This is a genomic window from Ensifer sp. 1H6 (assembly GCF_001976035.1).
GTDB classification, from domain to species: Bacteria; Pseudomonadota; Alphaproteobacteria; order Rhizobiales; family Rhizobiaceae; genus Ensifer; species Ensifer canadensis.
In genome coordinates this window covers 136,067-159,453 of sequence record NZ_MOAI01000014.1, presented here as the reverse complement: position 1 = coordinate 159,453, position 23,387 = coordinate 136,067, and the positions used below count along the sequence as shown (strand labels likewise).

Here is a 23,387-nt window from a genome sequence, read left to right as displayed (position 1 = left end):
GGCGTCAGCCGTGGTTGATCATGATGTGACGGACAGCAGTGTAGTCCTCGAGCGCATAGACCGACATGTCCTTGCCATAGCCCGACTGCTTGACGCCGCCATGCGGCATCTCGTTGGTCAGCATGAAGTGGGTGTTGATCCAGGTGCAGCCATATTGCAGGCGCGAGGCGGCCTTCATCGCCTTGGAGATGTCCTTCGTCCAGACCGAAGAGGCGAGGCCATAATCGCTGTCGTTGGCCCAGCCGACGGCATCGTCCTTGCCGGTGAAGCGGGTGACCGAGACGACAGGGCCGAACACCTCGCGACGGACGATCTCGTCTTCCTGCGTCGCGCCGGCAATCACCGTCGGCTGGAAGAAGAAACCGTCGGCGCTGCCAGGAGCACCGCCGGTGGTGATCTCGATATGCTTCTGGTCGGCCGCACGTTCGACGAAGCTTGCGACGCGATCACGTTGGCGCCGCGAGATCAGCGGGCCGATCTCGTTTTCGGTGTCGTCGGCGAGATTGTAACGGATGGTGGAGACGGCCGAACTCAGGTCGGCGACGAGCTTTTCGTAGATGCCGGCTTCGGCATAGATGCGGCAGGCGGCGGTGCAGTCCTGGCCGGCATTGTAATAGCCGAAGGTGCGGATGCCGTTGACGACGGCTTCGAGGTCGGCGTCGTCATAGACGATGACAGGGGCCTTGCCGCCGAGCTCCAGATGCGTGCGCTTCACCGTCTTGGCGGCGGCCGTCAGCACCTTCTTGCCGGTGGCGATGTCGCCGGTGATCGAGACCATCGCGATCTTCGGGTGGTTGATCAGCGCGTTGCCGACGGTTTCGCCGCGGCCCGTGACAACGTTGACCACGCCTTCCGGCAGGATGTCGGCGAGCAGACGGGCGAGCTTCAGCGCCGTCAAAGGCGTCTGTTCGGACGGCTTGAAAACGACGGTGTTGCCGCCGGCAATCGCCGGTGCCAGTTTCCACGCCATCATCATCAGCGGGTAGTTCCAGGGCGCGATCGAGCCGACGATGCCAACCGGATCGCGACGAACCATGGAGGTATGCCCCGGCAGATACTCGCCCGATGTCGGCGCGTGCAGATTGCGGATGGCGCCGGCAAAGAAGCGCCAGCAATCGACGATCGCCGGCAGTTCGTCGTTCTTCACCGCATTGATCGGCTTGCCGCAGTTGAGCGCTTCAAGGGCTGCGAAATCGTCGGCGTGCTTTTCGATCGCGTCGGCGATCCTGAGCAGGTAACCGGAGCGTTCGCCGGGTGTCGTCATCGACCAGGAGACGAAGGCGCGTTCTGCCGCGCTCACCGCCGCCTCGACCTGAATGTGCGAGGCTTCGGCGAGGTCGATGATCTTTCCGCCGGTGCGCGGGTTCAGGATATGCTCTTCGGCCTCGGTTCCGGCTTCGAAGCGCGATCCGATCAAAAGCTGGGTGTCCATGTCTGTTCTCCCTTGAAAGTCGAGTTCACTTGCCGGCACCGGCGATCTGGTCGCCGTCGCGGGTCAGGTAGTAGGCGCCGAGGATCGGCAGGAAAGTGACCAGCACCACGATCATGGCGACCACGTTGGTCACCGGTCGCTGGCGCGGGCGGATGAGTTCTTCGAGCATCCAGATCGGCAGCGTCGACTGCTGGCCGGCGGTGAAGGTGGTGACGATCACCTCGTCGAAGGACAGCGCGAAGGCGAGCATGCCGCCGGCAAGAAGTGCGGTGCCGATGTTCGGCAGGATGATGTGGCGGAAGGTCTGGAAGCCGTCGGCACCCAGGTCCATCGAGGCTTCGATCAGCGAGCCCGATATGCGGCGGAAACGGGCCACCGCATTGTTGTAGACGACGACGATGCAGAAGGTCGCGTGACCGAGCACGATCGTCCAGAAGGAGAATGGCATCTCCGCCATGGAAAAGGCCGAGCGCAGCGCGATGCCGGTGATGATGCCGGGCAGCGCGATCGGCAGGATGACCAGCAGCGAGATCGTCTCGCGGCCGAAGAAGCGGGTCTGGCTGACGGCGGCGGCACAGAGCGTGCCGAGCACCAGGGCGACCGCGGTCGCGATCGAGGCGACCTTGACCGAGAGCGTCAGCGCCGCCCAGACATCCGGCCGGTTCCAGGCAACCGCAAACCATTGTGTCGTCAGCCCCGGCGGCGGGAACTGGTAGCTCTTTTCCTCCGTGGTGAAGGCATAGAGGAAGATCAGCAGGATTGGCACATGCATGAAGGCGAGGCCGGCGGCAGCTGCGATCTTCAGTCCGAGGGGCGAGCGGTTGAGGCGGTCAGAGCGCATCGAAGGCCCCCATGCGTTTGGCCATCCAGAGATAGGCGCCCATGATGACGATCGGCACCACGGTAAAGGCGGCGGCAAGCGGAATGTTGCCGGCAGTGCCCTGCTGGGCATAGACCGCCTGACCGATGAACAGCCGGGAGGAGCCGATGATCTGCGGAATGATGTAATCGCCGAGCGTCAGCGAGAAGGTGAAGATCGAGCCGGCGACGATGCCCGGCAGCGCCAGCGGGAAGAGCACGTGGCGAAAGGTCTGGGCCGGCGTGCCGCCGAGATCGGAGGAGGCCTCGATCAGGTTGGTCGGCACGCGCTCCAGCGCTGCCTGGATCGGCAGGATCATGAACGGCATCCAGACATAGACGAAGACGATGAAGGTGCCGGTGTAGCTGACCGAGAGCGAGTTGCCCCCGACGACGGGAAGCGAGAGCCAGGCATCGAGCACCCACAGAAGATGCAGCTTCGCGAGGAACCAGGTGACGATGCCTTCCTTGGCCAGGATCAGCTTCCAGGCATAGATCTTGACCAGGTAGCTCGACCAGAGCGGCAGCATGACGCCGAGATAGAACAGCACCTTCCATTTTCCCTGCGCGTAGCGCGCCGCGTAATAGGCGATCGGGAAGGCGATGAGCGCCGAGGCGAGCGTCACGATTGCCGCCATTGATACGGTGCGCAGGATGATGTCGAGATTGGTTTCGCTCAGCAGCTGGCGGTAGGTGGCGAAGGTGAACTCGTAATTGATCAGGCCGGAGAAGTCGTCGATCGAGAAGAAGCTCTGCAGCAGGAGAGCAAAGAGCGAGCCGACATAGACGACGCCGAGCCATAAGAGCGGCGGCGCCAGCATGACGACAAGCAGCACATGCGGGTGCTTCCAGAAGAAGTCCGAGAGCCGGCCGGTCGGGCCGCGGCGATCCGGGACTGCGAGATTTTCAGCGACGGCGGTCATGCGTCCTCCATCGGGTGCAGTTCGTCGGCGGCAAAGCTGATAGTGACGGGGCTGCCGATTTGCGGGACGGCGAGCGAGGCGGGGCTTGCAACCGCGATGCGCGCGCCTTCGACGTCGACGACGACGCGGTTGACCGCGCCGAGGAAACTATGGGCCGACACGGTGCCGTTGAGGCTGAGCGCGCCTTCGCGCGGGGCCGACAGCGCGATCGCCTCGGGGCGAAGGCTGGCATAGGAGGATCTGACGCCCAGCCTCTGGCACAGCTTTGCCGGCAAGACGTTTGACGAGCCGACGAAATCGGCGACGAAGCGTGTCTTCGGCTGCTTGTAGACTTCTTCTGGGCTGCCGAGCTGCTGGATGCGGCCGTCGTTGAAGACGGCGATGCGGTCGGCCATCGACAGCGCTTCGCCCTGATCGTGGGTGACGAAGACGAAGGTGATGCCGAGCGATTTTTGCAGGGTCTTCAGTTCCTCCTGCATCTGCTCGCGCAGCTTCAGGTCGAGCGCGCCGAGCGGCTCGTCGAGCAAAAGCACCTTGGGCTTGTTCACCAGCGCGCGGGCGAGCGCCACGCGCTGACGCTGGCCACCCGAGAGCTGGCCGGGGCGGCGGCTGCCATAGTCCGGCAGCTTGACCATGGCGAGCGCATCTGCCGCCGCCTTGCGGCGCTCCTCGCGGCCGACGCCCTTGACCATCAGCCCGTAGGCAACGTTGTCGAGGATCGAGAGATGCGGGAACAGCGCATAGTCCTGGAACACGGTGTTGACGCTGCGGCGATAGGGCGGCACGCCCTCCGCGGTTTCGCCGAAGATTTCGATATGACCGCCTGTCGGCTGTTCAAAGCCGGCCATCAGCCTCAGGCAGGTGGTCTTGCCCGAGCCCGAGGGGCCGAGCATGGCGAAGAACTCGCCCTCGGCGACTTCGAGGTCCACACCATCGACCGCGCGTACGGCGCCGAAGTGGCGGGAAACATTGTCGAAAAGAACGGCGGTGGACATCAAATTGCTCCAGGATTCCAGCCCCTCATCCCGCTGCCGCAACCTTCTCCCCGCTCGGGGGGAGAAGGGAACGTGCGGTTGGCGTCTCGCCCAAAGCTCACCCGGCGGGTTTGCCGGGGGCGTTCCCTCTCCCCGCGTGCGGGGAGAGGGTCAGGGTGAGGGGCGATGCTTGCGATATGGTCGTGGCGGCTCAGCGACCGCCGATAACGCCGATGTAGTCGGAGACCCAGCGGTGGTAAGGCACACATTCGCCCTGGCTTGCGCATTTCGTCACCGGCGTCTTCCAGAACTTGACCTTGTCGAAGTCCTCGTAGCCGTTGGTCTTGCAGCCGGCGTCGGTCAGAAGGTCATTGCCCTTGCAGGCTGCGCCGACGGACGGGTTGGCGCCGAACCAGGCAGAGACGTCGCCCTGGACCTTTGGCGACAGCGAATGCTCCATCCACATATAGGCGCAGTTCGGATGGGCGCTTTCGGCGTGCAGCATGGTGGTGTCAGCCCATCCGGTGACCCCTTCTTCCGGGATGGTTGAGGCGATCGGCAGCTTTTCGGCTTCCATCAGGTTGACCTGGAACGGCCAGGAGCCGGAGGCGACGACGCCTTCGTTCTTGAAGTCGTCGATCTGGATCATCGCATCGTGCCAGTAGCGGCCGACGAGCGTGCGCTGGGTGCGCAGCAGATCGAGCGCTGCCTTGTACTGGTCTTCGTTGAGTTCGTAGGGATCCTTGATGCCGAGCTCGGGCTTGTGCTTGATCAGGTAGTTGGCGGCGTCGGCGACATGGATCGGGCCGTCATAGGCCTGGACACGGCCCTTGTTGGACTTGCCGTCGGGCAGGTTCATTTCCTCGAAGACGACGTTCCAGCTCTTCGGCGCTTCGCCCTTGAAGGCATCCTTGTTGTACATCAGCACGTTCGGACCCCAGACATAGGGAGTGCCGTAGTGAACGCCGTTGACCGTGTGCCAGGGCGCGTTCTGCATGCGCTCGTCGATCGTCTTCCAGCTGGGGATGAGATCGGTGTTGATCGGCTGGACGCGCTTGCCGGCGACGAGCCGCATCGAGGCGTCGCCCGAGGCGGTGACGAGGTCGAAGCCGCCTTCGTTCATCAGCGCCACCATTTCGTCGGAGGTCGCGGCCGTCTTGACGCTGACCTTGCAGCCGGTCTGCTTTTCGAAATCGGTGACCCAGTCGTAGTTCTTGTCGGTCTCGCCGCGCTCGATGTAGCCAGCCCAGGCGACGATCGACAGTTCGCCTTCGCCCTTGCCCAGTTCCTTCAGCGGCTCCTGCGCCAAGGCGGGCGCCACGAGGCCGAGCGACAACGTCAGCGCGGTGCAGGATTTCAGGATCTGCTTCATCTGAATTCTCCCAATTTTGAGCCGCATTTTACGGCTTCGTTCCCAGATTGAAACGTGCCTTGATTTCTCCGCATTCGCAAATTCATTAATCAGAATGCCGCTATCGGTTTTACCGATATCAGGGCCGTGTCAAGGCTCCAACGTGCCCGGCAAATGCCGAGTAGCTACATGATTTTACTCGTGGTTCTGGATCGCACCGGGATTTTTAGCGCGGCCGGGCGCTGCGAAGCGCTTCGGCTATGCCGACGAAATCGCGGGCCGATTGCGGCAGGCTGGAGCCCTTGCGCCAGACCATGCCGACCTGGACGACGGGCAGGGCGCCGGAGACGTCGCGGCTCTCGATGCGGTCGCCTTCAAGCGACCAGGGGCGGTAGACGAGATCGGGCAGGAGCGCGATGCCGGCGCCAGTCGCCACCAGGCTGCGCACCGCTTCGACCGAGCGGGTGCGGAAGGCGACATGCGGGCGGGCGCCGAGCGCCGACAGCAGCTTGCCGGTGTTCTCCTCGATTTCATCCACCGTCAGCATGATCAGCGGCTCCTTGGCGATATCGCTGATCGAGATGATGTCGGCGCTGACAAGCGGATGGCCGATCGGCAGCCAGAGGCGATAGGGCGAGGTTTCGAGAATCTCAGCCTGCAGCGCCATGCGGTCGCGCAGGTTGGAAATGACCATGACGGCAACGTCGAGTTCGCCGCCGATCAGCAGGTGTTCGAGATATGAGCCGTTGTCCTCGATGGCACTGACATCGACGCCGGGACAGGCGCGGCGATAGCGAGCGAGCAGGTCGGAGAGGACGTAACCGGCAACCAGCGAGGTGACGCCGAGATTGAGCTTGCCGCCGGTTTCCTCGCGGCTGTCGGAAAAACTGCGCCGGGCGTCGGAGACATCGGAGAGGATCTTGGTCGCATGCCGCAGGAACTGATGGCCGTTGTGGGTGATCGAAAGACCGCGCGGATGCCGGTCGAACAGCTCGACGCCGAGGTCCCCTTCAAGCTCCTTGATCGCCTCGGTGATCGAGGATTGCGAGATCGAGAGGTTCTGCGCCGCCCGCGTGATCGAGCCTTGCTCGGCGACGGCGACGAAATACTGCAACTGTCTGAAGGTGAAGGCCATCCGTGCAGTTAATCGTTGTGGAGGCGCGCTTGCAAGCGCTGCCAAGAGATCGTCCCCGACAACGCAACTGCGGCGGGATTTGTCCGGTTATGTCGGTTTCCGGATAGAAGACCGGCGGCCTGCTGCTAGACTTCCGCCGGAGAGATCAGGGAGGCGGACTTTGGATCAGGCTGTATCGAAACCGATGCCGACGGAGGAGGGCATCCTCGCCTTTCACCGGCGCTGCGAAGAATTCTATCCCGCCGATGCGGTCGATGCGTCGATCGAACAGCAGCGCAAATGGTACGATGCGCTCTGCGCAGAGTTCGACGCGCCGTCGCCGGCGGGGCTGACGCGCGAGGACGAGCTTGTCGACGGCCGGATCCCGATCCGGCGCTATCGGCCGGCGAGCGTTTCGACCGACACCCGAATCTACTACATTCACGGCGGCGGTTGGGTCGTCGGCTCGCTCGACAGCCATGACGCCATCTGCGCCGAGCTTGCCGATTTCGCAAGGGCAGAACTGGTGTCGGTTGATTATCGGCTGGCGCCCGACCACGTCTGGCCAGCCGCCTTCGAGGATTGCTACGCGGTCTTGAATTTCCTGGTGGCCGATGGCCGACCGGTGGTGGTCGTCGGCGACAGTGCCGGCGGGAACCTGACCGCAGGCATCGTGTTGAAGGCCCGGGCGGACGGGGTGTCTGGTATCGTCGGGCAGGCGCTGATCTATCCTGGCCTCGGCGGTGACCTGGCTTCCGGTTCCTATCTCGAAATGTCCGATGCGCCGGGACTGACGACTGCCGATACCAGCTACTACCGAAAGATTTTGCAGGCGCCGGCCGACGACCCGTTTGCGGTGCCGCTGGCGGAGAAGGATCTTTCCGGCTTACCGCCGACCTATATCGCTGGTGCCTATTTCGACCCCTTGCGCGATGACGCGCGCCTCTATGCCGCGCGGCTTGCGACGGCCGGCGTCAACGTCACCTTTCGCGAAGAGCCGCAGATGATCCACGCCTGGCTGCGGGCACGGCACATGAGTGAGGGTGCGCGCGAAGGCTTTCGGCGCTTGGCCGAAGGTATTGCGGTGCTTGTCGGAACCGGCTGAACGCTCCAGTTTTCACCGGAGCGCAATTGCGGGCGGAAACGCGCTAGCTCTTCGCCTTGAACACCAGCACCGGATTGGGGCGGAAGCTCTGCGGGAACAGTTTGCGCAGGCTCTCGATCTTCGGCATGTCGTTGTAGACGATGTAGGGATAGGTCGGGTTGCGCGTCAGGAAATCCTGATGGTAGCCCTCCGCGACATAGAAGCCCTTCAGCGGCGCGATCTCGGTGACGATCTCGGTCGGAAAGACGCCTGATTTTCCGAGCTCGGCGACGTAGGCCTCGGCGATCTTCTTCTGCTCCGGCGTGGCAACGAACAGAGCCGAACGATACTGCGTGCCGTGATCCGGCCCCTGATAGTTCAGCTGCGTCGGGTTGTGGCCGACGGAGAAGAAGATCTGCAACAGCTTGCCGTAGCTGACCTGGCTCGGATCGTAGGTCACTTCCACCGATTCCGCGTGGCCGGTGTCGCCATTGCTGACCGCCTCATAGGACGCCGTGTCGCGGCTGCCGCCGGCATAGCCCGAGACAGCGTTGGTCACGCCCTTCACATGCTGGAAGACGCCCTGGACGCCCCAGAAACAACCGCCGGCAAATACCGCCGTTTCCGGACCGCTGGCCGCTTTCTCATCCAGCGACGGCGGGGGAATGGATACGGCCGGTTCGGCGGCGCGGGCTGAGGGCGCAATCGAAAGGGCGGCGCAGATGGCAAGTGCCGGAGCCATCAGCCAGAGATGGTGGTTGATAGCCGGAGCGAACGGCAGAATGTTGCGTGTCGAAGACATGGTTGCTTCCTCTGCCGCGTTCGGGCGGCGGCCGTGTGAACCCATGTTTTTCGCGGACCCGGCCGAATGCAAATCGCAAGAGCGTGCTTCACGGCAATGTGACGATCCGCTACCACTGCATTGGCGACTTGATCCCGCATAGCGGGGACTGTGGAAGGTTAGAGGAGGGGTGATGGCTGGCGAAACGGATTTGACGAAGCTGCTGGCGACGATGGCGCCGGTTCTGTTTCCGCAGACCTATGTCTATTGCACCGTGCCCCATGACGAGGCGCAGCGTTACATGCCGGTGGAGCCGCTTGCCACCTATCGCGAGGACGAGGGGCTGACGCTGATCCTGGAGCGTCATGCTGCCGATGCGGCCGGCCTTTCCTATGGTCCGCTGCTTCGCCGCATCACGCTCAATGTGCATTCGGCGCTTGAGGCGGTCGGGCTGACGGCGGCGGTGGCGACGGCGCTGACGCGGGAGGGCATCAGTGCCAACGTCGTGGCCGCCTATTATCATGACCACATCTTCGTGCCGGAGGCCGATGCCGAGCGTGCGCTCGAGGCGCTGCTGGCATTGAGCCCGGCCTGATCGCCTCGGCGATCACATGAAGCGGATGTCGCGCGGCGGGTTTTCGTAGTCGTCGTGACGACCGTTCTCGTAGATGATCGGTGCCGTGCCGAGTTCCTCGTCGCTGACGCCGTCAACGCAGGCGACGTTGACGGCGTAGAAATGGCCGAGGAAATCCTCGAGATAGCCGCGCGAAAACGGCCGGATGCCGCAGCGGCTGCAGAAGTAGTGATCGACGTCGCCCTCCCGCCAGTTCGAAGGCTCCGCCCGATAGCTCGTCAACGCCTCCTTGCCCCTGGTGATGGCAAACTCGTCGCGCAGCGCGAAGGATTTCTGCATGCGCGTCTTGGCGCAGAAACTGCAATTGCAGCGGCGGATGCCTTCGGCAAGGTCGAGCTGGCATTCGAACTCAACGGTGCCGCAGTGGCAGCTGCCGCGATAGCGCTTTTTCATCGGACGGGCTCCTGTCTTTGGACAGTCGTCGGCTGTCCCTGGTCTTTCGACCGGGGAAACGACGCTGGCGAGTTGAACGTTGATGCGATTTATGTGTTGGCGTCCGTTGTGCGGACGCCGGTTATTATCCGGCTTTGACCGAGGCCTCCGCCTCGTCGGCAATTGCCGGATCGCTGTCGGCGCCGTCACCGGTTGCCTTGCGCAAGAGCAGGAAGGCGAGCAGTGCCGTCAGCAGCGACAGGGCCACGCAGATCGATGCGGTGAAGGCAAACGAATTGGTGAACACGTCGCGGGCGGCATTGAGCAGCCGTTCGGATTGCTCGCCCGGAAGTTGCTCGGCGATGGCGACGGCGCCGCCAAGCGTCTGGCGTGCGGCCTCCACGGTCTCAGTCGGAAGGCCGGTGACGATCACGGCGTCCATGCGGGTGCGATAGGCTGATGTCAGCATGCTGCCGAGCACGGCGATCCCGAGCGCACCGCCGAACTCGAAGCTCGTCTCCGAGATCGCCGATGCAGCGCCGGCGCGCTCCGGCGGGGCGGAGCCGACGATCAGGTCCGTCGTCAGCGTGCCCACTGGCGCAAAGCCGAGGCAGAGAACGACGAGGCCCGTCGTGACGAGCAGCGGACTGCTCGTCGTTTCGACCTGGGTGCAGATCGCAAAGCCGATGGCGGTCAGCACGAAGCCGGCAGCAATCAGGTTCGAGGCGGCATAGCGGGCGGCAAGCGACGGAACCAGGATCGAACCGAGCACCATGGCGACCCCTGTCGGCACCGACCAGAGACCGGCGACGAAGGGCGACAGGCCGAGCACGAGCTGCAGATACTGCGCCACGAACAGGAAGGCGCCAAAGCCGACGAACAGGCCGAGAATATTAACGCCGAGGGCGGCGCTGAAAGCCGGGGTCCTGAACAAGGCGAGGTCGATCAACGGATCGGCAAGCCGGCTCTGGCGCCGGGCAAACAGGATGGCGACGGTCAGCCCGAGCAGGATGAAGAACACGGCGGTGACGTCGAGACCGTCCTCGGCGATGCGCTTCATGCCATAGATTACCGACAGCACGGCAACCAGCGACTGTCCGGCACTGATGAAATCGAGCCGGCCGGCATTCGGATCGCGGAACTCCGGCAGCAGCATGGGACCGAGGATCAGAAGCAGGATCATCACAGGCACCGCGAGCAGGAACACCGAACCCCACCAGAACTGAGACAGCATCAGCCCGCCGACGACAGGGCCGATGGCGCCGCCGGCGGAGAAGCTGGCGATCCAGATGCCGATCGCCAGCGTGCGCTGCTTGTCATCGAGGAACATGTTGCGGATCAGCGACAGCGTCGAGGGCGCCAAGGTTGCTGCTGCGACGCCGAGGACAGCACGTGCGAGGATCAGCGTTTCGGCGCTCCAGGCGAAGGCGGCCAGCACCGAGGCGATGCCGAAGGCGATGGAGCCGATCATCAAGAGCCGGCGCCGGCCGATGCGGTCGCCAAGCGTGCCCATGGTGATCAGAGAGCCCGCCACCATGAAACCGTAGATATCGACGATCCACAGGAGCTGCGAGGCCGATGGCTTCAGCTGCTCGGTCAGTTGCGGCACCGCGAGATTCAGGACCGTCAGGTCCATCGAATAGAGCATGCAGGGCAAGGCGAGGACGGCAAGGCCGATCCACTCCCGCCGCGTGGCCTTCGGGCCCGGTGTGTTGTCCGCGGTGGTCATTGTCTCAGACATCGGAAAGATACTCCTCCAGTCTTTCGAGGCACTCGCCCCAGCCTTCCTGGTGCGAGTCGCGCTCGTCGACGCTGTCGAAGGGGGTCTGGTGGAAGGTCAGACGGGTCTTGCCGCCGACATCGACGAATGAAACGGTGATCAGCGTGTCGGCACCCGGCTTGCCTTCTTCGTCCCAGGCGAAGGTGAAGATGAGTTTCTCCGGCTCGATCACCTCGCGATAGACGCCGCCCATCCAATAGTCGCGCCCTTCCGGCGAACGGATGCAGGCGCGCCAGGCGCCGCCGGGGCGGAAATCCATCGTCAGCGAGTGCGGGCTGAAATCGCGCGGTCCCCACCAGCGCAAGGCATGCTCGGGCGTTGACCATACCCTAAACACCAGGCTGCGCGGCGCATCGAAGATCCTGGTGATTTCGAGGCTCAGTCTGTGTTCGCGCGATGCGTTTTCACTGGTCATTGCCATAACAATTCCTCCCGCAGCCAGCGCTGTCGCTTGGCGCGGCCGTTCTTTAACCTGAAAGTTATTTAACTTGATGGTTAATAACTGGGCGCGCGGGGAATTGTCAAGGCGGCCGAGGCCTGAGATCTGATTTTTGTCAGTTATGCGACAGGGTGCATCGGCCCTTAAGGCGGAGGGGCACGCGGCCGAAAGCTTCGGCGTCACCAAGGCTGCGGGCAAGAATGAGTGCCCCCTGGATGCCGCCGATCACTTCTTCGGCCAGCGCCTGCCGCTCGTTCTCGGCGATACCCTGGCGGCCGAGCGCCTCGGCGAGGGCAGTCCGCCAATCGGCAAAGTATCGGGTGAGCTCGACGGAGAAGCGATCATGGGCGCCGCTGGCGGGCAATGACGCCCATCAGGCAGAGGCGGCGTCCCCGGCGAAAGTAGCTGTCGACGGAGGCAAACATGTCGTCGATCGCAGCCGCCGGCCTTTCGCTGTTGCGCAGCAGGTCGAATATGTTGGTCTGGAACCATAGGGCGATGTCGCCAAGCACCGCCTCGGCCATCTCCTCCTTCCCACCAGGGAAGAAGTGATAGAGGCTGCCCTTGCCGAGCCCGGTCTTCTCGGTGATCAGGTTGAGGCTCGCGCCATCATAGCCGTGTTCGCGAAAGACCTCCGCGAGCGTGGCGATGACGTCCTGGCGCTCGGCGACGACGCGGCTCATGCGGGTTTCCTCGGCAGCGGATACTCGACCTTGCCAAAACGATGAAACAGCGTTCCAACCGCAACCAGCACCAATGAGCCGGTCAGAACGGGGAAAAGCAGGAAGTCGAGGCCGGGGTCGCTGGCAAAGACCACGAGCGGAGTGGCGCCCGCCGGCGGATGGGTGATGCGCAGCGCTGCCATCAGCGCGATCGCAGCACCGACCGCAAGGCCGACCGCCCACCACTCATTGGGGAAGACTGCGCGCATGACGAGGCCGACCAGCGTCGCGATGAAATGTCCACCGACGACATTGGCGGGCTGGGAGAGCGGGCTGCCGGCGACCGAGAAGATCAGCACGCAGCTGGCGCCAAACGGCGCCATCAGAAGCGGTTCGCCGACGATATTGGTGAGCGCGCCGACGGCGGCGATGGCCACGAGGCCACCCATGCCGGCAACGAGGCCGCGGCCGATATGGACGGCAGGTTGGTGGCAATTGAAGAAATGGCGCACGACTGTAACTATCAGTAAAATGTTTACCGATTGGTGCAGTCATACGCTTTTGGAGCCAAGACGGTGTTACATCAGGTCGCGTGCGACCCGCTTGGCAAAGCTCTTCTCGAAGATGGGCGCGTCGTTTTCATAGGCGACGATCTTGGCTTCGGTGATCCAGTCGTCGGCATCGCAGGTGAGAACCGAGGTCGAGACCGTGCGCACCGACCAGCCCTCGCGTTTGGAAATGCAGGTCCAGGTCGAGGTGCCGATCATCGAATGCGGATTGTCGGGAGCGATGGACCAGGTCTCGTCGCGGATGTCCTGCGTCGCGAGCCCGGTATCCGGATGCTCGCTCAAGCCCCCATCCTCGTAGATGCGATAGTGGGTGACGCCGTTGGTCATGTCGCGTTCGACGGTGCGGCTGGTGCTGCCGGCCGTCCGCTCGATGTATTTCGGCAGCGGATCCGGATTTTCCGGCTCCGGCACGACGACCTCGTTGTGCTGGCCGAGCAGCGGAAGGGCAAGCGTCAGGCTCGCTGTGTCGATGGTGAGGCCGGGATCATCAGGCGGCGGCAAAATCATCGGCCAGTAGGACGTCGACAGCGACAGCCGGATGCGGTGGCCGGCGCGCACGCGATAGCCGCAGGCGTCGAGCACCAGTGTGATCCGCGTGCGGCGACCCTTTTCCATTGCCCGCGGTTCGGCATTGCCGTCGCGATGCGCCAGATTGAGCACGCCGAAGGCGATGCGGGTGGCGGTACCATCCGGGTGCACGTCGACGATGCGGGCGACAAGGTTGGCCGTGTCGGCCGGGCAGGTGACATCGACCGAGAGGCTTGGCTGGCCGAGATAGTCTTCAGCCTCCAGCAGCGGCCGCGTTTCGAAGGTCAGCGCTCCGGCATCGTCGATGCGCTGGTCACCGGCCATTTCGGCATCGGGTTTCAGGGTGAAATATTCGCCGGAAGCCGTGCCGGTATCGAGCGGTGATTTCAGATAGACCTCGCCGGTGCCCATATCTTTGGCGTCGGTGGAAAGCCTGCCGTCGAGCGTGATGCCGAGAACCTGCATCTCCGGCTTTTGCCAGACGTCCTTGGCGACCCAGCGGCCAGGGTCGTTGTCGCGCCGGACGGCCGGGCGCGGGCCGTCGAGGATATAGGCGCGCACCTGCGGTCCGCCTTCGGCGCCGTTCTTTTCGTCGCGCAGCCAACGGTTCCACCAGCGGATCGCCTCGCCGTGAAAATCGGCGCGGGGCTTTGGCCAGGCGAAATGCGGATATTTGTGCACCCAGGGGCCGATCAGCGCCTTGGCCTTTGCGCCGAGGCCCTCGACGGCTTTCAGCGGCGTGTTGCGATAACCGTCGGCCCAACCGGCGATGACGAGCGCGGGAGTGTCGAAGCCGCCGAAATCCTCCGAGATCGAGCCGTGCTGCCAGAAGGCGTCGCGGCGCTGATGCTCGAGCCATTCCTCCATGAAGTAGGGTTCGTTCTCCAGGCGCTCCAGCCACATCTCCTTCCAGCGGTCGCCGACGATCGCAGGGTCGGGCGCGCGCGATTGATAGGCAAGCATGGTCGCCGCCCAGGAAAGCTGGGCGGAGAGATGGCACCCATTCTTGTAATGGATGTCGTCGTTGTAGCGGTCGACGGTCGAGGCGATCGAGATCACCGCCTTCAGCGCCGGCGGCTTGAGGGCTGCCACCTGCAGGCAGTTGAAGCCGCCCCAGGAGATGCCCATCATCCCGACCTTGCCATTCGACCACGGCTGGGCGGCGATCCATTCGATGATCTCGCAGCCGTCGGAAAGCTCGCGCGGCGTATATTCGCCATCGATGACGCCATCGGATTCGCCCGAGCCGCGAATGTCGACGCGCACGCCGGCAATGCCGGCGGCGGCAAAGACCGGATAGGTCGATTCATCGCGGAGACTCGTGCCGCCGCGCTTGCGGTAGGGCAGGTATTCGAGCACGGCCGGCACCGGCTCAGCGTCGGCGCCATCCGGCATCCAGATGCGGGCGGCAAGCCGCGTGCCGTCCTTCAATCGGATCCACTCGTTCTCGATCAGGGTGAATTCACGCTCTGACATATCGGTTGTTCCGCTCACTCTCATTGTTCTTACGCGTTTCCAGACGCAAAACCGCTAAACACTTCTGCTGGAAATGCTCTAACGCATTGTTTTTACGCACTTCCGTACGCGAAACCGTGTTCTTAGCTGTCGAACCAGACGCGGCTGGCAACATAGCCGTTCGAAAGGTCGTTGCCGATGTCGTGGACGAAACCCTTCAGCGATGCGGAAGCGGCGTTCACGTAGTCGTTGAACACCGGCAGGATCAGGCCGCCCTCGTCGCGCACCGTCATCGCCATCGTACGGTACATCTCCTTGCGCTTGGCATCGTCGAGCTCCGAGCGGGCCTGAAGCAGGAGCTTGTCGAAGTCCTCGCGCTTGAAGCGCGTGTCGTTCCACTCGGCGCTGGAGAGATAGGAGGTGGAGTAGCGTGAATCCTGCGTCGGCCGGCCGCCCCAGTAGGAGGCGCAGAACGGCTGGACGTTCCAGACATTGGTCCAGTAGCCATCCTCCGGCTCGCGGCGCACTTCGAGCTCGATACCGGCCTTCTTGGCGCTTTCCTGGAACAGAACCGCGGCGTCGATGGCGCCGGGGAAGGCGGCATCCGAGGTGCGCAGAAGGATCGGCCGGTCGTGGCCCGATTTCTTGAAGTGGAAGGCGGCCTTGTCGGGGTCATAGGCGCGCTGCTCGATGCCCTCGGGCGCCAGCGCATAGTTCTCGTTGACCGGATAGTCGTTGCCGAGCGTGCCGAAACCACCGACAACGCGGTCGAGAATCGCCTGTCGGTCGACCGCATATTTGAGTGCGAGCCTCAGGTCGTTGTTGTCGAAGGGCGCCGTGTCGCAATGCATCAGGAAGCTGTAGAAGCCCTTGCCGGCGGTCCGGAGAATCTCGACGCGCGGCGCACGCTTCAGGAGCGGCACCGTCTTCGGGTCGATGTTGTTGATGAAATGCACCTGGCCGGAGGAAAGCGCGGCGATGCGCGCGGTCGTGTCGTTCATCACGATGATTTCGACGCTGTCGACGAAGCCGCGGTCCTGGCGCCAGTCATTGGCGTTCTTCTCGAAGGTCGAGCGCAGGCCGGCTTCATAGCTTGCAAGCTTGTAGGGGCCGGTGCCGATGGGCGAGGCGGGATTGTCGACGCCGCCGCGTGGCTGGATGATCAGGTGATAGTCGGTCAGAAGCAGCGGCAGGTCGGCATTGCCTTCGGTCAGTGTCAGCACCAGCGCGCCGGCCTTTTCCTCGATGTTCTTGATCGAGCGCATCAAGCCGAGCGCACCTGATTTCGAGCCTTCGTCCGAATGCCGCTTCAGCGTGGCGATGACATCGGCGATGGTCATCTTGCTGCCGTCGTGGAAGCTGACGTCGCTGCGGATCTTGAAGGTCCATTGCGACGCATCCGCCGAGGGCTCCCAGGATTCGGCCAGTGCCGGCAGCGGCGCGCCGGTCTTCGGATCGGATTCGACCAGGGTGTCGCCCCAGAGGTGGCCGATGACGAAGGACACCGAGCCGCTATAGCCGGCGGGATCGAGCGTATCGGTGGTGGCGCCGCCCTTCAGGCCCAGTTTCAGGTGACCGCCGCGCTTGGGCTCCTCGGCGCGTGCATCGCCCGCAACCATCGTGCCGCCCAAGCCTGCCGCCAGACCGAGGGCCGCGGTGCCCGCCAGGAAGCCGCGGCGGTTGATGCCTGTCGGCACGATGAGGCCGTCGGGACGCTTGGTGAATTCGCTCATATGCAGGTTCCCTCTGAAGTGTTGTTTCAAGGGAAAACCTAACGGCTGCGGCGGGTTGCACAATTTCGCGACTTGACGCTGATTTACGCGACTTTACGCTATCTGTTCCGGATCGCTGGGAGCCGCTCGTGCACGACGCCGACAACTTTGCCGCCAATCTTCGTTTCGCCTGCGCGACGCGGCGCTCGATCTCGCAGATCTGTCGCGAGATCGGCATCAACCGTCAGCAGTTCAACCGCTACATCAGTGGCGAGGCGCGGCCGTCGGCGCATAATGTCGCGCGCATCGCCAGCTTCTTCGGGCTGCAGGCGCAGGACTTTTCCCTGTCGTCGAAACTGTTCGAAGCCCGCATGGTCAGGCCCGATCGCGACCGCTCGCAAGCCGGGCTGCTGCTTGAAGGATTTCCCGGTGATCTGGCCGGGCTTCGCCGCCATATCGGCTATTACCAGACCTACCATCTCTCGCCGTCGTGGCCCGGCCGCGTCGTCTGTTCCTGCGCCCGCATTCACGAGGAGAGCGGATCGATCCGGGTGAAGTCGATTGAGCGCATCCGCGATGCCGCCAACGAAATCCAGCAGTTTTCGAAATATGTCGGCCTCGTCACCTTCTGGCGCAATCGCATCTTCATCGCCGAGCGCAGCGTCGGGCGCCAGCCGATGCTGTCGCAGACGATCCTGATGCCGTTCGAAGTGCATCAGCGCGTCTATCTGCGCGGCACGACCATGGGCGTTTCCTGGCGCAAGGAAAACCTGCCCTATGCCTCGCGGATGATCTGGCGCACCCTCGGCCAGGAGCCGGATATCCGGCAGATGCTGTCGCGCTGCGGCGTGCTGGCCACAGGCTCGCGGCAGATGCCCTCGACGGTCAGGGCCTTTCTCGAAACGCCTGATGCCGACGTGCTGACGGTGCCGACCGATTATTGAGATAGCGTGCGCGGCGTTGCCGACTTAAAGCGCATCGCGATCTCCAGGTTTGCTCGCTGCGCTTTAAGTTCTTGTTTCTACGCATGTCGTTATCGCAAAACCGCTGCGCACTTTTGCGCGACATGCTCTAGATTGCGTTGCATTCCGCGTCTGCACCGTCGAAGGAGAAGCTGATGAAATCTGCAGATATCGCCATGTCTGGACTTCTGCTCGCGGTCTCGGCCATGCCGTCTGCCGCCGAAGATGCGCGCCCGCCCATCCCGGCTTGCGCGCTTTCCGGCTCCACCAGCGTCATGATCGGCGGCCAGCCGGCGCTTCGGCTCTCCGACGTCGCCAACTGTCCGCCGGAGCTTTACGAGGTGGTGCCGAGCATCATGATCGAAGGGCAGCCGGTCGCGCATTTCCGGTCAGGCAGTGGCGCCACCGGCGACTGCACCGCCAAGGCGGAGCCGTCGGTGACCTTTGAGGGCGAAGCGGCGCAACGATTGGGCGATGTCGATTGCAAGGTGAAGTGACGGCTGGATCGTCTTGACCAACCTAGCCCTCTCCCCGCAGGCGGGGAGAGGGGACTACGTAGGCACTTTCGGCGCTGGCCCTCAGTTGCCCGCACTTTCCATGCGGCGGGTCGTCAGCACCCGCTCCAGCCAGCCGATTTCCATCTCGGGAACGGACTTTAGCAACAGGTCGGTATAGTCGTCGAAGGGCGGTGCCAGCACCTTGGACTTCGGGCCGAAACGCACCAGCCGGCCGCGATGCATCACCGCGACGCTGTCGGCAATCGCCCGGACGATGGCGATGTCGTGGGTGATAAAGACATAGGAAACAGCGGTTTCCTCCTGAAGCTTCAAAAGCAGATTCAGGATGCCTTCGGCCACCAGCGGGTCGAGGGCCGAGGTTGGCTCGTCGCAGAGGATGAGTTCCGGCTCCGCGGCGAGCGCCCGGGCAATGGCGACGCGCTGCTTCTGGCCGCCGGAAAGCTCGGCCGGATAGCGATCGAGGAACTTCGTTCCCATCTCGATCTGGTCGAGCAGTTCCTTGACCCGCGCCGTCTTCTTGGCGCCATGCATGCCGAAGTAGAAGGACAGCGGTCGGCCGACGATGTCGCGCACCGTTTGGCGCGGGTTCATCGCCGTATCGGCCATCTGGTAGATCATCTGGATGCGGCGCAGTTCGTCGTTGCTGCGGCCCTTCAAGGCGCGCGGCAGTTCCTTGCCTTCGAAGGTGATGCGCCCTTCGGTCGGCGGCAAGAGGCCGGTGATGACGCGCGCCAGCGTCGACTTGCCGGAACCGCTTTCGCCAACGATCGCCAACGTCTGGCCCTTGGGCAGATGCATGGAAACGTCGTGCAGCACCTTGAAGCCGTTGGCATAGCCAGCGCTGATATGCTCGATCTTCAATTGCGTGCCGGTCTGGTCCGGCGCTTCTTCGCGCTTGGTCTGGCGTACGCTGACCAGTGCCCGGGTATAGTCTTCGGCCGGAGCCTCGATCACCTGTTTGGTGGTGCCGTACTCCACCGTCTTGCCGTGGCGCAGCACCATGATGTCGTCGGAGATCTGGGCGACAACGGCAAGGTCATGGGTGATGTAGAGGGCTGCGGTGTGCGTTTCCTCGATCGCGTGCTTGATCGCGGCGAGCACGTCGATCTGGGTCGTCACGTCGAGCGCCGTCGTCGGCTCGTCGAAGACGATCAGCTCCGGGTTGGGGCAGAGCGCCATAGCGGTCATCGCCCGCTGCAACTGACCGCCGGAAACCTGGTGAGGATAACGCTCGCCGAAGCTTTCCGGATTCGGCAAGCCGAGCACCTGGAACAGGTAGAGCGCACGCTTTTTTGCTTCCTCGCGGTTCATGATGCCGTGGCGAAGCGATGCCTCGATCACCTGATCACCGAGCCGGTGCGCCGGGTTGAAGGCGGCGGCCGCCGACTGTGCGACGTAGCAGACGCGGGCGCCGCGGATCGAGCGGATGCCGTTCTTGTCGAGCGGCAGGATATCCTTGCCGTCGAGCAGCACCTGGCCCCCGGTGATGCGCACGCCACCGCGGCCATAGGCGAGCGCCGACAGGCCAATGGTCGACTTGCCGGCCCCGGATTCGCCGATCAGGCCAAGCACCTTGCCCTTCTGGAGGTCGAAGGAAACGCCTTCGACCAGGGTCACGGTTTTCGGTGGCTCGCCCGGGGGATAGCTGGTCGCTTCGATCTTCAGGTTCTTGACGGAAAGAAGCGTGTTCTTGTCAGGTGAAGCCTCAGGCATCGCCACGCCCTCCTTTCAGGCTGGAGGTTCTCTTCATCAGCCAGTCGACCACGAGGTTGACGCAGATCGCCAGTGTCGCGATCGCAGCACCCGGGATCAGGGCAGCTGATATGCCGAAGATGATGCCATCCTTGTTGTCCTTGACCATGCCGCCCCAGTCGGCGGCCGGCGGCTGGATGCCGAGGCCGAGGAAGGAGAGGGTGGAAAGAAACAGGATGGAAAAGGCAAAGCGCAGGCCGAACTCGGCAAGCAGCGGCGACAACGTGTTGGGCAGGATCTCGCGGAAGATGATCCAGACGCTGCCTTCGCCTCTTAGTCTGGCCGCCTCGACGAACTCCATGACCGCGACATCGAGCGCGACCGCGCGGCCGATGCGGAACACGCGGGTGGAATCGAGCACGGCCATGACCAGGATCAGGATCCACAGATGCTGCGGCAGCACCGCCAGCACGACGAGGGCGAAGATCAGCGTCGGGATCGCCATCATCAGATCGTTGAAGCGGGAGAAGAACTGGTCGACGAACCCGCCCATGACCGCGGCGGTGAAGGAGAGGATCATGCCGAGCGAGAAGGACAGCACGGTTGCCGCCAGCGCCACGAAGATGGTGGTGCGGGCGCCGTAGATCAGGCGCGACAGCAGGTCGCGCCCGAGATTGTCGGTGCCGAGCAGGAAGTCGCCACCGGAAGGAAGCCAGACGTCGCCGACGACCTCGCGTTCGCCGAAGGGGGCGATGACAGGGGCGAACAGGGCGCAGAAGATCGCAATGGCGATGCCGGCGATGCCGATCCAGGCGCTAAGGGGGATGGATCTCAGGTTCATCGCGGATGCCTCAGTCTCGGGTTGGCGAGAATGGCGATAATGTCGGCCGCCATGTTGAGGAAGATGTAGAAAGCCGCGAAGATCAGGCCGCAGGCCTGCACGACCGGCATGTCGCGCACGGTCACGGCATCCACCATGTATTGCCCCATGCCGGGATAGACGAACACCACCTCGACCACGACGACGCCGACGACGAGATAGGCAAGGTTGAGCGCGATGACGTTGATAACAGGTGCCACGGCATTGGGAGCGGCGTGGCGGGCGATGATGCGGAACATGCCAAGCCCTTTGAGTTCGGCCGTCTCGACATAGGCCGACGACATGACGTTGAGGATCGCCGCTCGGGTCATGCGCATCATGTGGGCGAGAACGACGAGCACGAGGGTTGCGACCGGAAGCGCGATCGCCGAAAGCCGCTCGCTGAAGGTCATGCTGTCATAGACCGTCGCCGGGAAGGTGGCGACGCCGAATTTGACGGCGAAGAACATGATCAGGAGATAGCCGACGAAGAACTCGGGCAGCGAGATGGCCGCCAGTGAGACGACGTTGATGATCTTGTCCGGCAGCCGGTTGCGGAACTGCACCGCCAGCATGCCCAAGCCGACGGCAAGCGGCACGGAGACGAGCGCGGCGAAGAAAGCGAGGAACAGCGAATTGCCGAGACGCTTGCCGATCTGTTCCCCGACCGAGTTCTTGCTGGCCCAGGAGGTGCCGAAGTCGCCTTGCACGGCGCCGCCGAGCCAGGAGAGGTAACGCTCGCTCCAGGGCTTGTCGAGGCCGAGGTCCTTGCGGATGTTTTCCACCGCCTGCGGCGTTGCCGACTGGCCGAGATAGGTGGTGGCGAAGTCGCCGGGAAGCGCCTCGATGCCGCCGAAGATCATCAGCGACACGGCAAAGAGCAGGCCGACGCTCAGGCCGAGGCGCTGAAGGATCAGCGCCGCGAGAGGACGGCGAAAGATAAAGCGCCGCCTGAAGGTGCCACCGAGTTCGCCCTGGGCGTCGGCGGGGTTGGGTTTTGCTGGTACACCGGAAAGATCGGCAGACCGCGGATGTGCTCCATCCGCGGTCCCATCCGTCGGAACCGGACCAGTCATCGGTCCGCTTTCCATCATCAGGCGTCGAGCCAGACGCGGGTCGCGACGTAGCCATTCGACATGTCGTTGCCGATATCGTGGACGTAGCCTTTCACCTGCTTGGTGGAGGCGTTCACGAAGTCGTTGAACATCGGCAGGATCAGGCCGCCTTCGTCGCGCACCATCATCGCCATGGTGCGATACATGTCCTTGCGCTTGGTCTCGTCCAGTTCGGAGCGTGCCTCGAGCAGGATCTTGTCGAAGTCGGGGCGCAGGAAGCGCGTGTCGTTCCAGTCGGCGGTGGACAGATAGGCTGTCGAATACATCTGGTCCTGGGTCGCGCCCGCCCCAGTACGGATGTGGAGAACGGCTGGACGTTCCAGACGTTCGTCCAGTAGCCGTCGCCCGGTTCGCGCTTGACCTCGATCTCGATGCCTGCCTTCTTCGCGCTTTCCTGGTAGAGCACGGCCGCATCGACGGCGCCTGGGAAGGCGACGTCGGAGGTGCGCAGCAGCACCGAGCCACTGTGGCCGGACTTCTTGTAATGGAAGGCCGCCTTGTCGGGGTCATAGGCGCGCTGCTCGATGCCTTCGGGGAAGAGGGCGTAGGTGTCGTTGATCGGGAAGTCGTTGCCGACCTTGCCGTAACCGCCGAGGATGCGCTCGACCATGGTCTCGCGGTCCATCGCATATTTCAGCGCCATGCGCAGGTCGATATTGTCGAACGGCGCAGTGTTGCAGTGCATGATGAAGACGTAGTGGCCGCGGCCGGACGTGTTCAGGATCTCGACGGTCGGCGCCTTCTTCAGGAGATTGACGGTCTTCGGATCGACGCGGTTGATGAAGTGGACCTGACCGGAGGAAAGGGCCGCGATGCGAGCGGTGGCATCGTTGATTGCAATCAGCTCGACCGAATCGACAAAGCCGCGATCCGTCCGCCAGTCGTCGGTGTTTCGCTCGAAGGTGGCGCGAACGCCGGCCTCGAAGCTCGCCACCTTGAAGGGTCCGGTGCCGATCATGGCGTCGGGAGCGTCGATGCCACCATTCGGCTGGATGATCAGGTGATAGTCGGACAGAAGCAGCGGCAGATCGGCATTGCCCTCCGTCAGCTTCAGCACCAGCTTGTCGCCGTCGGCCTTGATCTCCTCGATCGATTTCATCACGCCGAGCGCGCCGGACTCCGACTTCTCGTCGGTGTGGCGCTGCAGCGTCTTGATGACGTCGTCGATGGTCAGTTCCTTGCCGTCGTGGAACTTCACGCCCTTGCGGATGGCGAAGGTCCAGGTCGAGGCATCGGCAGATGGCTCCCAGGATTCGGCGAGCGCCGGCACGGGTGCGCCGGTGGTCGGATGGCTTTCGACCAGCATGTCGCCCCAGTTGCGGCCGACGACGAACATGAACTGCGAGAGTGCCTTGGCCGGATCTTTCGAGTCGGTCGCGGCAGCGCCTTCGAGGCCGAGTTTCAGATGGCCGCCGCGCTTCGGCTCCTGGGCCGCGGCGCTGGTGGCAAACAGTGTTCCTGCCGTCGATGCGAGGATGCCGGCTGCAGCCGCGCGTCCGAGAAATTCACGCCGGTTCATCCTGCCGAGCATGACCTGTCGTGTGAGGTAATCCTTGTAATCGCTCATTCCCCT

The 23,387-nt window shown here is 63.5% G+C and carries 20 protein-coding genes and 2 pseudogenes; 4 read left to right on the top strand and 18 right to left on the bottom strand.

What is annotated here, in order from left to right; genetic code table 11:
* Positions 1 to 4: 4 nt before the first annotated feature.
* From BKP54_RS18125 to BKP54_RS18100, 6 genes are all read right to left on the bottom strand, one after another.
* Positions 5 to 1,432 carry a gamma-aminobutyraldehyde dehydrogenase gene (locus BKP54_RS18125; protein WP_025427834.1) on the bottom strand — a complete coding sequence of 476 codons (1,428 nt, stop codon included), beginning with the start codon at positions 1,430 to 1,432 and terminating at the stop codon, positions 5 to 7.
* 25 nt (positions 1,433 to 1,457) lie between these two features.
* The gene (locus BKP54_RS18120) at positions 1,458 to 2,273 is read right to left on the bottom strand and encodes an ABC transporter permease (RefSeq protein WP_025427833.1); all 816 of its coding nucleotides are present in this window, start codon (positions 2,271 to 2,273) and stop codon (positions 1,458 to 1,460) included.
* On the bottom strand, positions 2,263 to 3,213 hold the full coding sequence (locus BKP54_RS18115; protein WP_025427832.1) for an ABC transporter permease: 951 nt from the start codon (positions 3,211 to 3,213) through the stop codon (positions 2,263 to 2,265). Before BKP54_RS18115 ends, BKP54_RS18120 begins: the two co-directional genes overlap by 11 nt.
* A complete protein-coding gene (locus BKP54_RS18110) occupies positions 3,210 to 4,208 on the bottom strand; it encodes an ABC transporter ATP-binding protein (RefSeq protein ID WP_025427831.1) in 999 nt (332 codons plus the stop codon). The genes BKP54_RS18115 and BKP54_RS18110 overlap by 4 nt, the downstream gene beginning before the upstream one ends.
* A gap of 190 nt (positions 4,209 to 4,398) precedes the next feature.
* Complete coding sequence (locus tag BKP54_RS18105) at positions 4,399 to 5,559, bottom strand: ABC transporter substrate-binding protein (protein WP_025427830.1); 1,161 nt, start codon at positions 5,557 to 5,559, stop codon at positions 4,399 to 4,401.
* A 205-nt stretch (positions 5,560 to 5,764) separates the two neighbouring features.
* A complete protein-coding gene (locus BKP54_RS18100; protein ID WP_025427829.1) occupies positions 5,765 to 6,673 on the bottom strand; it encodes a LysR family transcriptional regulator in 909 nt (302 codons plus the stop codon).
* A 160-nt stretch (positions 6,674 to 6,833) separates the two neighbouring features.
* On the opposite strand from BKP54_RS18100, the gene BKP54_RS18095 reads away from it, so the two are divergent.
* Positions 6,834 to 7,757, top strand: a complete 924-nt coding sequence (locus BKP54_RS18095; protein ID WP_025427828.1) for an alpha/beta hydrolase — start codon at positions 6,834 to 6,836, stop codon at positions 7,755 to 7,757.
* Positions 7,758 to 7,800: 43 nt separating this feature from the next.
* Here the strand turns inward: BKP54_RS18095 and msrA are convergent, their stop codons facing one another.
* The gene (msrA, locus tag BKP54_RS18090; RefSeq protein WP_038577286.1) at positions 7,801 to 8,478 is read right to left on the bottom strand and encodes a peptide-methionine (S)-S-oxide reductase MsrA; all 678 of its coding nucleotides are present in this window, start codon (positions 8,476 to 8,478) and stop codon (positions 7,801 to 7,803) included.
* A gap of 232 nt (positions 8,479 to 8,710) precedes the next feature.
* Here msrA and BKP54_RS18085 point away from each other — a divergent pair, with 232 nt between their 5' ends.
* The gene (locus tag BKP54_RS18085) at positions 8,711 to 9,112 is read left to right on the top strand and encodes an ACT domain-containing protein (protein ID WP_025427826.1); all 402 of its coding nucleotides are present in this window, start codon (positions 8,711 to 8,713) and stop codon (positions 9,110 to 9,112) included.
* 12 nt (positions 9,113 to 9,124) lie between these two features.
* Here the strand turns inward: BKP54_RS18085 and BKP54_RS18080 are convergent, their stop codons facing one another.
* The 7 genes and pseudogenes from BKP54_RS18080 to BKP54_RS18050 all read right to left on the bottom strand — a co-directional run bounded on the left by BKP54_RS18080 (position 9,125) and on the right by BKP54_RS18050 (position 16,689).
* Complete coding sequence (locus BKP54_RS18080) at positions 9,125 to 9,544, bottom strand: GFA family protein (protein ID WP_025427825.1); 420 nt, start codon at positions 9,542 to 9,544, stop codon at positions 9,125 to 9,127.
* 124 nt (positions 9,545 to 9,668) lie between these two features.
* Positions 9,669 to 11,264 carry an MFS transporter gene (locus tag BKP54_RS18075; RefSeq protein ID WP_234907748.1) on the bottom strand — a complete coding sequence of 532 codons (1,596 nt, stop codon included), beginning with the start codon at positions 11,262 to 11,264 and terminating at the stop codon, positions 9,669 to 9,671.
* Positions 11,257 to 11,718, bottom strand: coding sequence for an SRPBCC domain-containing protein (locus BKP54_RS18070; RefSeq protein ID WP_025427823.1), 462 nt, complete (start codon positions 11,716 to 11,718; stop codon positions 11,257 to 11,259). Before BKP54_RS18070 ends, BKP54_RS18075 begins: the two co-directional genes overlap by 8 nt.
* Positions 11,719 to 11,857: 139 nt before the next feature.
* Positions 11,858 to 12,425, bottom strand: a pseudogene (locus tag BKP54_RS18065) (TetR/AcrR family transcriptional regulator).
* Positions 12,422 to 12,916 carry an HPP family protein gene (locus tag BKP54_RS18060; RefSeq protein WP_057211088.1) on the bottom strand — a complete coding sequence of 165 codons (495 nt, stop codon included), beginning with the start codon at positions 12,914 to 12,916 and terminating at the stop codon, positions 12,422 to 12,424. The pseudogene BKP54_RS18065 and the gene BKP54_RS18060 overlap by 4 nt, the downstream one beginning before the upstream one ends.
* A 66-nt stretch (positions 12,917 to 12,982) precedes the next feature.
* Positions 12,983 to 14,977, bottom strand: a complete 1,995-nt coding sequence (locus BKP54_RS18055; protein WP_057211091.1) for a CocE/NonD family hydrolase — start codon at positions 14,975 to 14,977, stop codon at positions 12,983 to 12,985.
* A gap of 122 nt (positions 14,978 to 15,099) precedes the next feature.
* Positions 15,100 to 16,689 carry an ABC transporter substrate-binding protein gene (locus tag BKP54_RS18050; protein WP_025427820.1) on the bottom strand — a complete coding sequence of 530 codons (1,590 nt, stop codon included), beginning with the start codon at positions 16,687 to 16,689 and terminating at the stop codon, positions 15,100 to 15,102.
* Between the two features lie 128 nt (positions 16,690 to 16,817).
* On the opposite strand from BKP54_RS18050, the gene BKP54_RS18045 reads away from it, so the two are divergent.
* Together BKP54_RS18045 and BKP54_RS18040 are read left to right on the top strand one after the other, a co-directional pair.
* Positions 16,818 to 17,612: a helix-turn-helix transcriptional regulator gene (locus BKP54_RS18045; protein ID WP_057211094.1), complete on the top strand. Its 795-nt coding sequence runs from the start codon at positions 16,818 to 16,820 to the stop codon at positions 17,610 to 17,612.
* 173 nt (positions 17,613 to 17,785) lie between these two features.
* Positions 17,786 to 18,127 (top strand): PAAR domain-containing protein, encoded by a 342-nt coding sequence (locus BKP54_RS18040; protein WP_025427818.1) that lies wholly within the window; start codon positions 17,786 to 17,788, stop codon positions 18,125 to 18,127.
* Positions 18,128 to 18,208: 81 nt separating this feature from the next.
* Here BKP54_RS18040 and BKP54_RS18035 read toward each other — a convergent pair whose 3' ends face one another.
* The 4 genes and pseudogenes from BKP54_RS18035 to BKP54_RS18020 all read right to left on the bottom strand — a co-directional run bounded on the left by BKP54_RS18035 (position 18,209) and on the right by BKP54_RS18020 (position 23,381).
* Positions 18,209 to 19,861, bottom strand: coding sequence for an ABC transporter ATP-binding protein (locus tag BKP54_RS18035; protein ID WP_025427817.1), 1,653 nt, complete (start codon positions 19,859 to 19,861; stop codon positions 18,209 to 18,211).
* Positions 19,854 to 20,681, bottom strand: coding sequence for an ABC transporter permease (locus BKP54_RS18030; RefSeq protein WP_025427816.1), 828 nt, complete (start codon positions 20,679 to 20,681; stop codon positions 19,854 to 19,856). Before BKP54_RS18030 ends, BKP54_RS18035 begins: the two co-directional genes overlap by 8 nt.
* Positions 20,678 to 21,793 (bottom strand): ABC transporter permease, encoded by a 1,116-nt coding sequence (locus BKP54_RS18025; protein WP_025427815.1) that lies wholly within the window; start codon positions 21,791 to 21,793, stop codon positions 20,678 to 20,680. Before BKP54_RS18025 ends, BKP54_RS18030 begins: the two co-directional genes overlap by 4 nt.
* Positions 21,793 to 23,381: pseudogene (locus BKP54_RS18020) on the bottom strand (ABC transporter substrate-binding protein). Before BKP54_RS18020 ends, BKP54_RS18025 begins: the two are co-directional and overlap by 1 nt.
* Positions 23,382 to 23,387 lie beyond the last annotated feature (6 nt).

Excerpts from the sequence above, each read along its gene's own strand:
- BKP54_RS18080 (WP_025427825.1), bottom strand. The coding sequence starts at position 9,544 with ATGAAAAAGCGCTATCGCGGCAGCTGCCACTGCGGCACCGTTGAGTTC.
- BKP54_RS18120 (WP_025427833.1), bottom strand. The coding sequence starts at position 2,273 with ATGCGCTCTGACCGCCTCAACCGCTCGCCCCTCGGACTGAAGATCGCA.
- BKP54_RS18075 (WP_234907748.1), bottom strand. The coding sequence starts at position 11,264 with ATGTCTGAGACAATGACCACCGCGGACAACACACCGGGCCCGAAGGCC.
- BKP54_RS18100 (WP_025427829.1), bottom strand. The coding sequence starts at position 6,673 with ATGGCCTTCACCTTCAGACAGTTGCAGTATTTCGTCGCCGTCGCCGAG.
- BKP54_RS18105 (WP_025427830.1), bottom strand. The coding sequence starts at position 5,559 with ATGAAGCAGATCCTGAAATCCTGCACCGCGCTGACGTTGTCGCTCGGC.
- BKP54_RS18030 (WP_025427816.1), bottom strand. The coding sequence starts at position 20,681 with ATGAACCTGAGATCCATCCCCCTTAGCGCCTGGATCGGCATCGCCGGC.
- BKP54_RS18035 (WP_025427817.1), bottom strand. The coding sequence starts at position 19,861 with ATGCCTGAGGCTTCACCTGACAAGAACACGCTTCTTTCCGTCAAGAAC.
- BKP54_RS18025 (WP_025427815.1), bottom strand. The coding sequence starts at position 21,793 with ATGATGGAAAGCGGACCGATGACTGGTCCGGTTCCGACGGATGGGACC.
- BKP54_RS18110 (WP_025427831.1), bottom strand. The coding sequence starts at position 4,208 with ATGTCCACCGCCGTTCTTTTCGACAATGTTTCCCGCCACTTCGGCGCC.
- BKP54_RS18070 (WP_025427823.1), bottom strand. The coding sequence starts at position 11,718 with ATGACCAGTGAAAACGCATCGCGCGAACACAGACTGAGCCTCGAAATC.
- msrA (WP_038577286.1), bottom strand. The coding sequence starts at position 8,478 with ATGGCTCCGGCACTTGCCATCTGCGCCGCCCTTTCGATTGCGCCCTCA.
- BKP54_RS18115 (WP_025427832.1), bottom strand. The coding sequence starts at position 3,213 with ATGACCGCCGTCGCTGAAAATCTCGCAGTCCCGGATCGCCGCGGCCCG.
- BKP54_RS18050 (WP_025427820.1), bottom strand. The coding sequence starts at position 16,689 with ATGAGCGAATTCACCAAGCGTCCCGACGGCCTCATCGTGCCGACAGGC.
- BKP54_RS18040 (WP_025427818.1), top strand. The coding sequence starts at position 17,786 with ATGAAATCTGCAGATATCGCCATGTCTGGACTTCTGCTCGCGGTCTCG.
- BKP54_RS18125 (WP_025427834.1), bottom strand. The coding sequence starts at position 1,432 with ATGGACACCCAGCTTTTGATCGGATCGCGCTTCGAAGCCGGAACCGAG.
- BKP54_RS18055 (WP_057211091.1), bottom strand. The coding sequence starts at position 14,977 with ATGTCAGAGCGTGAATTCACCCTGATCGAGAACGAGTGGATCCGATTG.
- BKP54_RS18085 (WP_025427826.1), top strand. The coding sequence starts at position 8,711 with ATGGCTGGCGAAACGGATTTGACGAAGCTGCTGGCGACGATGGCGCCG.